The following is a 13,241-nucleotide window of genomic DNA, read 5'->3' as shown; positions in this document are numbered from 1 at the left end:
TTTGTTATAGGCGGCAAAGGTATCAAATGAAATCGTCGTGAAATCGTCGCGCTCGAAAAATCTCTGTAACTAACTAAATTTCAAACATTTCAAAGAACTATTTTGGATTTTAATGGGACAGCAATGAGTCCCGCTCAAAGGTAGCGACTAAATATGCTATATTTGGACGGGCGGCAAGAGCTGTCCGAATTTGTCCTGCGCTGTCCCGATTTGTCCGTGGCAGATGAAAATATCCAACCAACAGTTGGAGAAATAAAAACATCTTCGGCAAAATATTTGTTATGTTTTTGCAGGTGATTACATAATATACTATCTTTGCAGTATAGAAACAAAGTACATAAATATGGCTTCATTCAGGAAAGAGATACTTGGGCAGATTGAACGGATAGATACCGGGCGTATATTCACGTTCCGGGATTTGTCGTTTGAAACGGAAAAGACCGCCAATGTTGCGGTGCTGCTCTCCGAACAGAGCCGCAAAGGGGTACTGGTACGGGTTGAAAAAGGGGCGTACTACCGCCCCAAGAAATCGGTCTTAGGATTGGGGAAGCTGCCCGTCTATCAGGATGAACAGTTTCGTTATCTTACCGAAAAACTGAACGGCTATATCACGGGTGCTTACGTCTATAATAAAATGGGGCTGACCGAACAGGTCGCCACAACCATAACGATAGCCACTCCAAACCCGGTTCGCCGTTTCCGTTTCAAGAACTTGGATATAGAGTGCGTGAAAGCCTACTGCATGGATTATCCGGATGAAAGCCTTGTCCCGTACTTGCGGCTGCTCGATGCGATAAAGGACATGAAGCGCATACCCGGAACAACCGGACAGGACATCTACAACCGGGTCAAAAGCCAATATTTCAACGGGTACAGCCTGCCGGAACTGGAAAAAATCGTATCTTTGGCGAAAAGTTATCCGCCACGTGTCAGAAAGGTGGTGGCGGACATACTGGGCGACATCAGACAAACCGTATTGCAAACAGAAATGGCAAAGACCATTCTTCCCACGACACGGTTCAACATGAATTATCAAGTATATAAGACTTAAAATATTGCAAGGGCAGAGCTTTTTTACAGGATAACTACTCTTTTATGAAAGAAATGTGCTATATTTGTAATGTTGTTTATTTTAGGATTGTTATATCCATTCAATAATAGTCAACGATTGATTATGCAAAATGATAATATATATAACCAATTAGGATATACATCCGAATTTCTGACAGCCAATTCGGAAATAGCTAACTTATACCCTGATTATGGTGATTTAGTGAAACTTGAAGCTGATAAGTTCTACTTTTCGGGAAATCATCCAGCGGTCTTATTTGTAAATATAAAGTCATTTAGTAACAATGACGAATTAAGACGTATTGCTGCTATTCAGCATAAAGCATGGAATTATCGAAAGGTTATTTTATTATTTGCATTATCTGAAACAGAAATAAGAATCTATAACTGCTATGAAAAGCCAACCTATATAAAGGAAAATGACGATATTAATTTAAAATTAAATCCAGCAGAATTATTACGTTATGATACGACATCTTCGGATGTTGACACCCTTAATATCCTTGTGGAGATTTTTTCCCGTATAGGAGTAGATAACGGGTTACTATGGACAGAACAGCCGGAAATACGAAAAAAGATAGATTTACAAAACCGAATAGATGCTTATTTGGTAAAAAGTCTTATTGAAACAGCTAACGCATTAGAAAAAGATGGTTTAAACAAGAAAGTAATCCATAGTCTTTTAATGCGGTCACTCTTTATTTTATTTTTGGAAGATAAGGGAGCGGCCAACGAAGCTGGTTTATATACAAAAATCAAAAGCGACTGTTCAAGTTATTTCGATATTCTTGACAGTAAAGAGGCAACATATAAGCTATTTGAAGAAGTGCAGATTCACTTCAATGGAAATGTTACTCCCGTTTTACCTAATGAGAAAGAATTAGTAACCGACAATCACCTTAAACTTATTAAGAGATGTTTTATAGATGGAAATATATCAGATGATGAAACATTATTTAAGAATTGGAGATTGTTTAATTTTGAAATTATACAAATTGAATTATTAAGTGAAATTTACGAGAACTTCTTAGGGGAATTAAGACATCAGCGAGGTCAGTTTTACACACCATATAATTTGGTCGAACTTATCCTTTCAGATAAACTTCCTATTAGTAATAGTAACTACAATGTGAAAATCTTAGACCCTGCTTGCGGTTCGGGTATTTTCTTGGTTGAAAGTTACAAACGTCTTATAAAAAGATGGAAAAAAGCTAATAACACTAACAAAATCGGTTTTGAAAATTTAAAGAATTTACTAGTAGACAACATATATGGAATAGAAATAGATGAAACTGCTATTAAAGTAGCTGCATTTAGTTTATATTTAGCATTGATAGATGAATTAGACCCTAAAACCCTTTGGATTGAAACGAACTATCAATTGCCTTATCTGATTTTTGATTCTGAAGATACAAATATCAAAAATCAAGGGCGCAATTTATGGAGAAAAGACACAATTGGAGAAGTGGACACGCATCTTTTCCCAAAAGTTGATTTAATTATTGGGAATCCTCCTTTTGGGACTAAAAACTTACCGCAAATAATCAAAGAATACTGTTCCAAATATAAATTTTCAAATGAGTATGTACTTCCATTCATTCATAAATCGGTTGAATTTTGTCCAACAGGAGAGATTGCTTTAATTTTTAATTCAAAAGTATTGACAAATACGCAAAAAACATATCAAAATTTCAGAAAATGGTTATTCAATGCTAATTATGTTGAAAAAGTATATAATCTTTCTATATTCCGTAAAACACCAAAGCATTTCGGCGGACAATTATTTGCGTCCGCAGTAGGACCTGTAAGTATTGTCTATTTTCAACATATTGCTCCTGAAACCATTTCTGAGACAATAGAATATTGGGCTCCTAAAACTTACATAAAATCGAGTATTGTTGATGGAGTTGTCATTGACAATAGCGATATTAAAAAATTACCTAGGATTGAATGTCAGAATCCAAATTCTAAAATTTGGAAAGTTGCATTGTGGGGTAATTTCAATAATTTTAGGCTTTTGAAAAAACTTCAAAAAACTACTTTAAAAGACTATTTTGACAAAACTGATAATTGGATTTATGGAAGAGGATTAAATGCAGATAGTAACAATCCTGATTTTGTTCCCAAGCAAATGATAAAAACAGAATGTATTGAAAGATATTTCACAGACCCCGATACATCTACACAACCCAACACAAAATTTTACAGAAAAAACAATGAACAATTGTTTTCTCCTCCATTTGTAATATTCAAGGAGGGACAACACGATACAGAAATTGCATGTTCTCTTTTTGAGAAAAAAATATACTGCACCACTGGTGCTTTCGTTATAAATACAACAGATGAAAAGTTAGATGAAAAAAAGTTTTTAGTTTCATATTTAAATTCGAATATTGCTAAATACATATTATTTCTAACTGCATCATCGTGGGGAATTGAACGAGAACGTGTTTTGCTAAATGAACTACTAGAGCTACCGTCTCCATTTTCCTCAATAGATTCTGATATATTAAAAAATATAGCAACAGCTTTTGATAAAATTGCTTCACTCAAGGAAAGTGTAATTTGTGATGATGCAAAAGTAAAAGAGCTAGAACAATATATATTCAATGAGTTTATCAAGCATTTCTCATTATCTGATAGAGAAGTTGCTCTAATAGAAGATACAATGTTGTTTGGCTTAGGACTATTTAGAGATGGACATAACTCTATTGGTTTTAGGCGAACTCAATTGTCCGAAAACATAATGTATGCAGAAACTTTATATAATGATATAAATTCATTTTTATTATCATCGAACACAAAGGTTTCAGCAACTATATATGATGTACAATTAAATGACCCGTTAAATTTAGTCATTCTACATTTCGGCAAAGAAGTAAAAGAAATTGAAATAAAAAACATTACCGAACTTAGGAAACAGCTACAAGAAATAGACAAATATACAGTCCAGAAAAAAACGCATAGCATATATGTACAAAAACATCTAAAATATTATGATAAAGATACGGTTTATCTAATCAAACCCAATCAAAAGAGATTTTGGACTAGAACTCAAGCTATGGAAGATGCCTCTTCATTGATAGCGGATATTATTAACATGGCTAAATAATGAATATGGCAGGGATTCTTAATAATGACATTATTAGCGATTTTGAAAATAGCTTCCGAACTAATTGTTTGATTTTAATTGGAGAAGCATATAAATGGCTAAAGGATACAAAAAATATAACCGTTGATTGGAACGAGGAAACAATTTCGGCTAATATTTTTACTCATATAGATGAGAATGAAAAAGCGATAGCGTGGAATATTAATGTTTCGGATGAGTGCCGACTATATCATAAAGCTATACTCAACAATAAAGAAAGTGCTAAGTCTGCATCTCGTATAGACCTAAAACTATCCACTAATTGGATTGACGCAACTAAACGAGTATGCTATTTTGTTGAAGCAAAAAACTTAATAGAGAATAATTGTACCAAACAGGGACGAAAATCAAAATTAAGCGCAAAAAAAATACAAGAAAGATACATATCCACAGGTATAGACCATTTTATTTCGGGAGAATATCCATCTAATGGTTGTATGCTTGGCTATATAATAGAGGGAACACCAACAAGAATAGTAGAGAATATAAATGAAATATTACTTCAGGCAACGAGAAGTGATGAAACCTTGAAAAAGAAAAAGTTGGATATTCCATATTTAGAAGAAGCCTATATATCAGTGCATCTAAATAATTATGTATTACATCATTATTTTTTACAATTTTCAAAGTCTCAAAACAGTTAATAATTGTTCTTTCCGCAACCATTAGTTGCAGAAGGAACAATATACTAAAGTCCCCCAATTCTCCAGTTATCAGTTGGGAAATGGGGGTATATATGTTAGTTCTCATTCTTTATCAAATACCGTAACTCCGGGTCGTTCTTAATCCGGGTTATTTCGTCCTCGACTATCTGCCGGACTTCCTGACGGATGCGGTCATAGTTGGCTTGTATCTCCTCCTGCATCCGGTCGTTGCCGTCCTTGTCGGTGAAGTCGATAATCTGCGGCAACTTCACGTAACGGGCGGTTTCCCGCTTCACCTGTTCATTGTCCACCACGATTTCACAATGGAAAATCTTCTGCTCTATCCGTTCATCGAAGTTATCCGCTACTGCCCCCACGAACATACCTTGCGTGAGGTTGGATATTTTGCTGGCAGGTATCAGGCTGTCCATTTGGGTGCTTATCGAGGTGGACTTCTCCCGCTGGTTGATTGTCATGCTCTGTCGTTTCTGCAACACCTTTCCGAAACGCTCCGACAGGATTTTCGCCGTTTCACCGACTACCTGACCGCTGAACACGTTACCCACAGTATTTTGGATTACACGGCTTTCCTTGTCCCCATAGTCACGGGTAAGCTGGCTGTAATCCTGAAAGCCCAACAGAACCGCAACCTTGTTGCTTCGGGCGGTTGCAATCAAATTGTCAAGACCACGAAAATAAATCGTTGGCAACTCGTCTATTATCACCGAACTTTTAAGCTGACCTTTCTTGTTTATCAGCTTCACGATACGGGAATTATATAATCCCAGTGCTGCCGAGTAGATATTTTGGCGGTCAGGATTGTTGCCAACAACCAGTATTTTAGGCTCTTTCGGGTTGTTGATGTCCAGTGAAAAATCATCACCCGTCATTACCCAGTAAAGGGCGGGTGAAATCATTCTTGAAAGCGGGATTTTCGCACTGGCAATCTGCCCCTGCAACTGTTCTTGGGCATCTGATTCCCAAGCATCTACAAACGGAGAAAGATAGTTTTCCAGTTCGGGATAGCTGCGCAAAATGGTGAAAACATCGGCGTATTTCTTGTTCAACAACTCTATGGCGTGCGGGAACGTGCAATACCTGCCGCCCTGATAAATGCGCAAGTACCAAATAATGGCTGCAAGTAGGATAATCGGGCTTTCCACAAAAAAATCGCCCTGCTTGCTTATCCAAGAGCGATTGAGGTTAAGCATAATCGTATAGCTGGCTTCATAGGCATCCGCAATGTCCGACATGAAGCTGGCGTTTATCGGGTTGCATCGGTGGCTCTTGCGTGGGTCGTCAAAATTGATAACGTAAAACTTAGGCTTTACCTTGTAGCCGTCCAAGTGGTTAAGCAGATGATTGTAAGCGATTTCTGAAAGGTCAGGAAATTTGTAATCATAACAATAGAGCGCAAAGCCTTTCTCGATTTGCTGTTTTATGTAACTGTTTACCACCGCATACGACTTACCGCTGCCCGGTGTTCCCAATACAAGGCTGGCACGGAACGGGTTTACAACATTTATCCAGCCATTATTCCATTTCTTCTTATAGTAGAACCGGGTAGGTAAGTTTACGGAGTATTCATTTTCGATAAGCCTTGTTTCCTGCTGGAAACTCTCGTTCTCGGTATTAAAAACATCATCCATGAGGTTGTTTTTCAACAACCGGGACATCCACGTACCCGCCATGAGCATACAGATATAGCCCGCCGACAGCGTGGCGATATAAAACACGGCATCCGCCGTGTGTGGCAGCGGAAGTTCCAGCAACCACCAGTTCAGAAAAAACAACACGACACCCGCCGCAAGGCTGCAATGTATCTTCGTCCACGTTATCTTTTCCTCTTTCACTCCCTTAGTGCCGATACACGACAGGGCGAGGAACACCACCGAAAAAAGTTTCGTCCAAAGAACGGACGAGAACAGCCCGGTGGTACGCTGGAAGTTCCACAGTATCTTGTCTATCACTTCAAAGGTCACTCCCCACTCTTTCAGGGTGGAGTAACAGAACCAGTACACGTTTATTCCCACGAATAGAATACTGACAGCCCGCATAAAGTCCATGACCCTTGCAAGCCCTCTCAAATCATCTTCCTGTTGCATGATTGTAATGTTTTTTAGTTAGTCGATGCGCCTTGTGCGCTTCTTTTTCTTCTTTCTCTTTTGGCGGGCGGTGTCCTGCGGCTCGTCACCGCCTGATGCACCGCCGCCCAGCAAACCGCCGAAAGCACCCAGCACGGAAGCCACGCCCGAAACGATGTCGGCTTTCGGCATGAAGCCCGGCTGTTCCTGATGCGTGGATTGGTCTTGCTGCGGTGCTGACACTTCGGGCTGGTGCATCTTTCCGGTTTCGCCCGAAAAGCGTTCGTTGAACACGTTCGCCGAAAACTCCTTGCCCAAGCGTGAACCATTCAGTACCACCTGGCTGTCGTGGTCGATGAACGTAACGCCATAGATGCGCCCGCTGTCGTTCTGACGGAATACCACGTCAATGCCCTGCTTCTTTAGCTGCTGTTCCAGTTCCTTGCGGCTGCGGGCGGTCTGCATGGCAGTGGCTACAATCTTCCGGGTGCGCTCTTTCAGCTTTCCGTTCTTAATCAGCTCGCCCGATTTCTCCATTCTGCGCTGCACTGCTTCATAGCCCACCGACTTGCCGATGCGGGAAGCCTTTACCGGGTTGCCCACCTTTTCGCCCTTGTCATTCGTGGCGGAATAGACAATGCCCTGATAGGGCTTGCCGTTCACTTCACCCTTGACTTCCTCGGCGCATACGTTGTAAGCGGCAAGCAAAGCCTTGTACTCCCCGAACGACTGGAAGCGGTAGCCATAGCAAGCCGCTTTCACGGTGTTGCCGACTTGGTGCTTCACGTCCCCGGCTGCATAATCCACCTTTTTCAGTTCGGGGCGTTCGGCACGTTCCTTTCGCTCTGCCGGGTGCAGGTTGTATTTCTTTTCCAGTTCACGGGTGATTTGCTTGCTGCGCCGATGCTCGAACCTGTCATTCAGCGGTCTGCCGTTCTCGTCCACCCGCAACCCCACGATGTGGATATGGTGGCGGTCGATGTCGGTATGCTTGTACACCAGATAAGGCTGGTCGCCATAACCCAACTTTTGCATATACTCCCTTGCAATGTCGGAAAGCTGCTGGTCGGACAGCACGTCTTCCGGGTGCGGGTTTATGGAAATATGAAGTATCGGCTTCTTGGTGGATAGCTGGACTGGCATCTGCATCTCAAAGCTGCGCATACACTCGCCGATAGAGAAATTCCCGTCCTCGCTTAACAGCATCCGGTTGGAGAAAAGCACCTTTGCTTCCTCGCTGTCCACCTTGTTTTGGTTGTACGCCAGTGCGCCGAACATATTGCCGCCCGTGCTTATTTTAGCAACCATAGTTCCTTGCACTCGTTTGTCAGGTCGATAACCTGACGGTTCAACACAGCCAGTTCGGTGGTCGCTTTCTCCAGTTTATAGAGAAAAGCCAGTGCCTTTTTCTCCGAAAAATTACTGTGCAACGCCTTTACGACTTGGTTGTAATTGACCGCAACCGCCCGGAACTGGGCGTAAAATTCGGTCAGCTTGGCGCAATACTCGACCGCTGTTTTCTCCACTTTCACCACCCGGAACGGCTCGCCGAACAGCCGGGCGGCGATGAAACGGGACTTGCTCGTAACGCCCGACTGCTCCCATTGCAAGAGGAAGCGGGCGTTCTCCCGGTCGTTCAGGTAAAGGACATGGCGATGCTTCGCCGGGTCTGCGAGGGCGGGGCGACCGCCCTTGTTGGTTCTTCTTGTTTCCATACTTCTTTGGATTAAAAAATTACGACTTCGGAGTGATTTTTACCCCCGCAAGGGGCAAGGCGTTTTCAGGCACGGAAAACGGTTTTGTATGCTACAAAACACACCTTGCTATTTTCTATAAATTCCTCACGTTCGGCAAAACAAGCAAGCTCGCTTTGCTCTCACTCAATCGGAATTTTCTGACGAAAATCGAAATCCGTCACGGACGGATTGGGGTTAGCGAGAAGCGGTAAGCACTGCCGTTTACCAGCCCGGTTTTACACCTCTGCCCCCTGCGGTTCGTTACTCCGCTGCAAAGTAACGGTGATTTATAATGCTGTAAAATAGGCAGTTGGTGGACAAATCAGGACAGCGCAGGACAAATCGGGACACATCTGAAAACGGACGTTTTTTCTCCTTTTATTTGCATCGGATTTCAAGATTGAAAGAAATATTCCAATCAGGAAAGAATGATTGAAAGCATGATTTCAAGAAAACGTGATTGCAGGATTTCAATATTTCAAGAAAGGATGAAAGCAGGAAAACAAGATTGAAATAAAACAGTCTTTCAATATTTCAAGATTGCAATATAGAAAGGATGAAAGCAATAAATAAATAAATCTATCAACCAATAATGAACGAAAGCAATATGGAAAACGAGAAAACACCCCTTTATGTCGCCTTTTCCACCCAAAAGGGCGGGGTCGGCAAAACCACCTTTACCGTGCTGGCGGCAAGTTACCTCTATTACCTCAAAGGCTACGATGTGGCGGTGGTCGATTGCGACTACCCGCAACACTCCATTGCCGGGATGCGAAAGCGGGATGCCGAACAGGTCGGGGCTGATGAAGATTACAAGCGCATGGCGTATGAACAGTTTACCCGGCTGGGGAAGAAAGCCTACCCGGTATTGTGCAGTTCACCCGAAAAGGCGATTGCAACGGCTGACGAACATATAGCCGCCGGACACGTGCCGGATATTGTCTTTTTCGACCTGCCCGGCACGGTGAACAGCGAGGGCGTGATAAACTCCCTTGCGGGCATGGACTACATCTTCACCCCCATTTCAGCCGACAAGGTGGTGCTGGAAAGCAGCCTGTCGTTCGCAATGGCTATTCAAAAACTACTGGTGAGGAATGAAGCCTGCCGACTTGCCGGGCTGTACCTCTTTTGGAACATGGTGGACGGGCGGGAAAAAACAGACCTCTACACCGCCTATGACAAGACCATTAAGGAATTGGAACTGCCGCTGATGAAAACCTTTATCCCCGATACCAAACGCTACAAAAAGGAACTGGTGGCAGATAAAAAGGCGGTGTTCCGCTCCACGCTCTTTCCCGCCAGCCGCCCGCTGGTAAGGGGAAGCAACTTGGAAGAACTGATAACTGAAATAGTGTACTACATCAAATTACAATGATATGGCAAAGCAAAGCGGCGGGATGCCGAAGATAGACGAGGAGTTCATGAAAGAACTTATCTCGCAAGGTGTCCCCAGTAAACAAGATAATAATAAAACGAATGATGTACCGCAAGAAACACAAACAGAAACGATGCAAGTAGAGAAACCGACACCCCGCAAGCGCAAGGGCGGTTCGGGCGACTACCGGGAAACCTACTTTCAGAAAGTGGAACTAGCAGACCGACAGCCCTTGTACGTGAGCCGTACCACGCACGAGAAGCTGATGCGTATCGTGACGGTGATAGGCGGGCGCAAGGTGACGGTAAGCAGCTACGTGGAAAACATCCTGCTGCGCCACTTCGAGCAGTACCAAGACGAGATAAACGCCTTGTATGAAAGCCACTTCCAAAAGCCCTTTTAGCTATGGTAGCCTATTGCATATTAACCGGGCTTTTGGTGTACTACATCGCCCTGTGGCTGTGGTATCGCTACACGGACAGCCGGACATCACCGGGCAGAACGGATGATGCGCCGCTTTCACGAAACGGGGTTTCAGGCTACACGCTGATAGGTGAAAGCCGATACAAGGGTGGACTAATCGGGACAGCGCAGGACAAATCGGGACACCTCCCGCAAGCGGCTGAAAATGATACTATTTTTGCGCCGCAGGCTGACGGACTGTCGGAAGAAAACATTTCGGAAGCAACACCCGGAGCGGAAGAAACGCCCGGTTACGAGAATGACGAACCCGACTACGAGGACGATGAAATAGCCGGGTACATGGACGGTGACGATGATACCGGGCGGGCTACGGGCGTGAGCTTTGACGAACTGGGCGAAGCGGTACGCACGGCGAACGCCGACAACCCCACCGAAGCGGAACAGCGGCAAGCCGCCGGGACGCTGGCAAGCATTGAGGGGACGAACCTCTACGATGCGGTGGTGGAGAACATCAACGGCGGGCTGGCAAAGGTGGCGGAACTGCTGGGACGCAACGAAGCGGAACTGGCTACGGCTGCTGTTCCTGCCGAAGCTGGCGGTACAAGCAAGGAACATGAAGCGTTCGACATGAACGATTTCCTATAATATAATAATGTGTAACAATATGAAGCAACGTGACTACGGTTGATTGGCAACCTGAAAACCAAACAGACAAACGGGACTGCTCCCGACCACTAAAATTTCAAATTATTCACCAGCCGGGAAAGGCGGACTTCCCACCCGCCGCCCGGCATTAAAAACAAATCACAATGAGAAAGAAAATCTTTTTGTCGGCGGCTATCCTTGCCGCTGCGGTAAGTGCCTATGCACAGGGCAACGGGCAGGCGGGCATCACCGAAGCCACGAACCTAATCACAGGGTATTTCGACCCCGGAACAAAACTGGTGTACGCAATCGGGGCGGTCTGCGGCTTGATTGGCGGGGTAAAAGTATATAACAAATTTTCAAGCGGCGACCCCGACACCTCAAAGACCGCCGCCAGTTGGTTCGGGGCGTGTATCTTCCTGATTGTCGCCGCCACTATCCTGCGGTCGTTCTTCCTCTAAACCAGCGGCTATGTCTGAATATCCGGTAAACAGGGGTATCGGGAAGCCGGTGGAGTTCAAGGGGCTGAAAAGCCAGTACCTCTTTATCTTTTGCGGCGGCTTGCTTGCCGTCTTCGTGGTGTTCATCGTCCTGTTCATGGCAGGCGTGAACCAGTGGCTATGTATCGGTTTCATCGTGTCGGCTTCGCTGCTGCTCGTGTGGCAGACGTTCCGGCTCAACGCACGGTACGGCACGCACGGGCTGATGAAAGCAGCCGCACGCAAAAGACACCCACGCTTGAACCTAAATTTATTTTATATCAATCTGATACACTGTCATCACATGCTATTCTATTGTATATTTGATACCGTATAGTTCCCATAACTATATATAATATTCCCAAAAGTAATCGTCTGTATTTGTGGTGTAAAATGGTGATTGACATTCTTTAAAAAGTAGGTACTATAAAATCGCATAACCAAAATTGATGTTTTATTCATTTTCTTGCAGCTTGCTACAAAATATATCCTGTTTAATCAAATATATTCTTCAAATAATATGTATCTTTGTAAGTGTGTGGATAGAATACATATAACATGAAACGTAAATTACTGAACCGAATCAAAGTCGTTCTCGCAGAGAAAAATAAAAGCAATAAATGGCTCTCAGAACAATTGGATAAGGATCCTGCCATAATTTCCAAATGGGTTACCAATACAACACAGCCCAATGTGGAGACGCTAATTCAAATATCCAAAGTTTTGGGTGTCACTGTGGATGAATTATTGAGGACAGAATAATAAGTTTATGGGAGCAGTCAAATTATATAAATATCTTGATTTTACCGGTGGATTGATGATGCTACATTATAGTAATCTTCAATTTACCAATGCTACGCAGTTGAACGACCCGTTTGATTGCCACCCATCGTTAATTGATTTCTCCAATGTTCCGAAAGAAGCGTGTGGAGGATGGACTCCGAAAATTATCGAAGAATTAAGAAGAGATCCATTTCGTAGAACCAGAGAAGAGGTGTGGATATGTAGCCTTTCCAAGATACATGATTCAATCTTGATGTGGAGCTATTACAGCAAACACAAAGGTATTTGCATCGGTTTGGATATGGAGAAAGTCAGAAAATACCTTTCTTATATGCAGGGTGGAATTATGATAGGCTGTGCTGAAGTGGAAGTACAGTATAAGGGTATTGTGGAAAAAACTGATTATTTCAGGGATGCAAAAGATTTCTTCCATTATCAATTATCCACAAAAGCAAAGGCATGGGAGCATGAACAAGAGGTGAGGTTATTCATTTTAGACCCTTGGCCAACATATATGAGTTTATTGCCAGGTCAAAATGATGATAAGGGGCCGATTGATTGGAAAGAGGTTCGGGCTTTCCCTGAAATCGGAGGAGAGTGTTTTGAGTCTGTCTATTTGGGAATCAACATGAATGCAGATGAGAAATCAAAAATAATAAGCGTTGCACGGAAACTTAATCCTGACATTAAGATTTACCAAATGGGAATTGACGCAAACGCTTTTAGGTTAAATGCAGAGCTGATAAACACTGCATCGAGATAACAAGAAAGAAAAAATTACCCATTGGTGATATGTCTATATAGGTATATCTTCCACTATGAAATAAGGGGGATTTTTGAATAAGTTGAA

Annotated in this window: 13 protein-coding genes; 10 read left to right on the top strand and 3 right to left on the bottom strand. The window is 43.0% G+C overall.

All coding sequences use genetic code 11. The features are described from left to right. Positions 1–343: 343 nt before the first annotated feature. From HPS54_RS07600 to HPS54_RS07590, 3 genes are all read left to right on the top strand, one after another. Positions 344–1,051 carry a DUF6088 family protein gene (locus HPS54_RS07600; RefSeq protein WP_172344839.1) on the top strand — a complete coding sequence of 236 codons (708 nt, stop codon included), beginning with the start codon at positions 344–346 and terminating at the stop codon, positions 1,049–1,051. Between the two features lie 123 nt (positions 1,052–1,174). Continuing rightward, positions 1,175–4,183 carry an HsdM family class I SAM-dependent methyltransferase gene (locus tag HPS54_RS07595; RefSeq protein WP_172344838.1) on the top strand — a complete coding sequence of 1,003 codons (3,009 nt, stop codon included), beginning with the start codon at positions 1,175–1,177 and terminating at the stop codon, positions 4,181–4,183. Positions 4,184–4,188: 5 nt separating this feature from the next. After that, entirely contained in the window at positions 4,189–4,866 is a 678-nt protein-coding gene (locus HPS54_RS07590) for a hypothetical protein (RefSeq protein WP_044270623.1), read from the top strand. Positions 4,867–4,961: 95 nt separating this feature from the next. On the opposite strand, the gene mobC is transcribed toward HPS54_RS07590, so the two are convergent. From mobC to mobA, 3 genes are read right to left on the bottom strand one after another with little or no spacing between them, the layout of a single operon-like run. After that, entirely contained in the window at positions 4,962–6,971 is a 2,010-nt protein-coding gene (gene mobC / locus HPS54_RS07585; protein WP_172344837.1) for a conjugal transfer protein MobC, read from the bottom strand. 18 nt (positions 6,972–6,989) lie between these two features. After that, positions 6,990–8,258, bottom strand: a complete 1,269-nt coding sequence (gene mobB, locus HPS54_RS07580; protein WP_032848563.1) for a conjugal transfer protein MobB — start codon at positions 8,256–8,258, stop codon at positions 6,990–6,992. Continuing rightward, positions 8,243–8,665, bottom strand: coding sequence for a conjugal transfer protein MobA (gene mobA, locus HPS54_RS07575; protein WP_172344836.1), 423 nt, complete (start codon positions 8,663–8,665; stop codon positions 8,243–8,245). Before mobA ends, mobB begins: the two co-directional genes overlap by 16 nt. Positions 8,666–9,278: 613 nt before the next feature. Here mobA and HPS54_RS07570 point away from each other — a divergent pair. From HPS54_RS07570 to HPS54_RS07540, 7 genes are all read left to right on the top strand, one after another. Next, positions 9,279–10,061 carry a ParA family protein gene (locus HPS54_RS07570; RefSeq protein ID WP_172344835.1) on the top strand — a complete coding sequence of 261 codons (783 nt, stop codon included), beginning with the start codon at positions 9,279–9,281 and terminating at the stop codon, positions 10,059–10,061. A gap of 1 nt (position 10,062) precedes the next feature. After that, a complete protein-coding gene (locus HPS54_RS07565; protein WP_172344834.1) occupies positions 10,063–10,464 on the top strand; it encodes a DUF3408 domain-containing protein in 402 nt (133 codons plus the stop codon). Between the two features lie 2 nt (positions 10,465–10,466). Then, positions 10,467–11,129 carry a hypothetical protein gene (locus tag HPS54_RS07560; RefSeq protein WP_172344833.1) on the top strand — a complete coding sequence of 221 codons (663 nt, stop codon included), beginning with the start codon at positions 10,467–10,469 and terminating at the stop codon, positions 11,127–11,129. 164 nt (positions 11,130–11,293) lie between these two features. Then, positions 11,294–11,590, top strand: a complete 297-nt coding sequence (locus tag HPS54_RS07555; RefSeq protein ID WP_004309970.1) for a DUF4134 domain-containing protein — start codon at positions 11,294–11,296, stop codon at positions 11,588–11,590. 10 nt (positions 11,591–11,600) lie between these two features. Continuing rightward, on the top strand, positions 11,601–11,945 hold the full coding sequence (locus HPS54_RS07550; RefSeq protein WP_253951966.1) for a DUF4133 domain-containing protein: 345 nt from the start codon (positions 11,601–11,603) through the stop codon (positions 11,943–11,945). 221 nt (positions 11,946–12,166) lie between these two features. Then, a complete protein-coding gene (locus HPS54_RS07545) occupies positions 12,167–12,370 on the top strand; it encodes a helix-turn-helix transcriptional regulator (protein WP_172344832.1) in 204 nt (67 codons plus the stop codon). A 7-nt stretch (positions 12,371–12,377) separates the two neighbouring features. Further along, positions 12,378–13,154 (top strand): DUF2971 domain-containing protein, encoded by a 777-nt coding sequence (locus tag HPS54_RS07540; protein ID WP_172344831.1) that lies wholly within the window; start codon positions 12,378–12,380, stop codon positions 13,152–13,154. Positions 13,155–13,241 lie beyond the last annotated feature (87 nt).

It is taken from the genome of Xylanibacter caecicola, from assembly GCF_013166515.1.
In the GTDB taxonomy this organism is placed as follows: domain Bacteria; phylum Bacteroidota; class Bacteroidia; order Bacteroidales; family Bacteroidaceae; genus Prevotella; species Prevotella caecicola.
Note: the sequence above shows the minus strand (reverse complement) of the source record. Positions and strands in the feature narration are given on the sequence as shown.

Excerpts from the sequence above, each read along its gene's own strand:
- HPS54_RS07600 (WP_172344839.1), top strand. The coding sequence starts at position 344 with ATGGCTTCATTCAGGAAAGAGATACTTGGGCAGATTGAACGGATAGAT.
- HPS54_RS07595 (WP_172344838.1), top strand. The coding sequence starts at position 1,175 with ATGCAAAATGATAATATATATAACCAATTAGGATATACATCCGAATTT.
- HPS54_RS07590 (WP_044270623.1), top strand. The coding sequence starts at position 4,189 with ATGGCAGGGATTCTTAATAATGACATTATTAGCGATTTTGAAAATAGC.
- mobC (WP_172344837.1), bottom strand. The coding sequence starts at position 6,971 with ATGCAACAGGAAGATGATTTGAGAGGGCTTGCAAGGGTCATGGACTTT.
- mobB (WP_032848563.1), bottom strand. The coding sequence starts at position 8,258 with ATGGTTGCTAAAATAAGCACGGGCGGCAATATGTTCGGCGCACTGGCG.
- mobA (WP_172344836.1), bottom strand. The coding sequence starts at position 8,665 with ATGGAAACAAGAAGAACCAACAAGGGCGGTCGCCCCGCCCTCGCAGAC.
- HPS54_RS07570 (WP_172344835.1), top strand. The coding sequence starts at position 9,279 with ATGAACGAAAGCAATATGGAAAACGAGAAAACACCCCTTTATGTCGCC.
- HPS54_RS07565 (WP_172344834.1), top strand. The coding sequence starts at position 10,063 with ATGGCAAAGCAAAGCGGCGGGATGCCGAAGATAGACGAGGAGTTCATG.
- HPS54_RS07560 (WP_172344833.1), top strand. The coding sequence starts at position 10,467 with ATGGTAGCCTATTGCATATTAACCGGGCTTTTGGTGTACTACATCGCC.
- HPS54_RS07555 (WP_004309970.1), top strand. The coding sequence starts at position 11,294 with ATGAGAAAGAAAATCTTTTTGTCGGCGGCTATCCTTGCCGCTGCGGTA.
- HPS54_RS07550 (WP_253951966.1), top strand. The coding sequence starts at position 11,601 with ATGTCTGAATATCCGGTAAACAGGGGTATCGGGAAGCCGGTGGAGTTC.
- HPS54_RS07545 (WP_172344832.1), top strand. The coding sequence starts at position 12,167 with ATGAAACGTAAATTACTGAACCGAATCAAAGTCGTTCTCGCAGAGAAA.
- HPS54_RS07540 (WP_172344831.1), top strand. The coding sequence starts at position 12,378 with ATGGGAGCAGTCAAATTATATAAATATCTTGATTTTACCGGTGGATTG.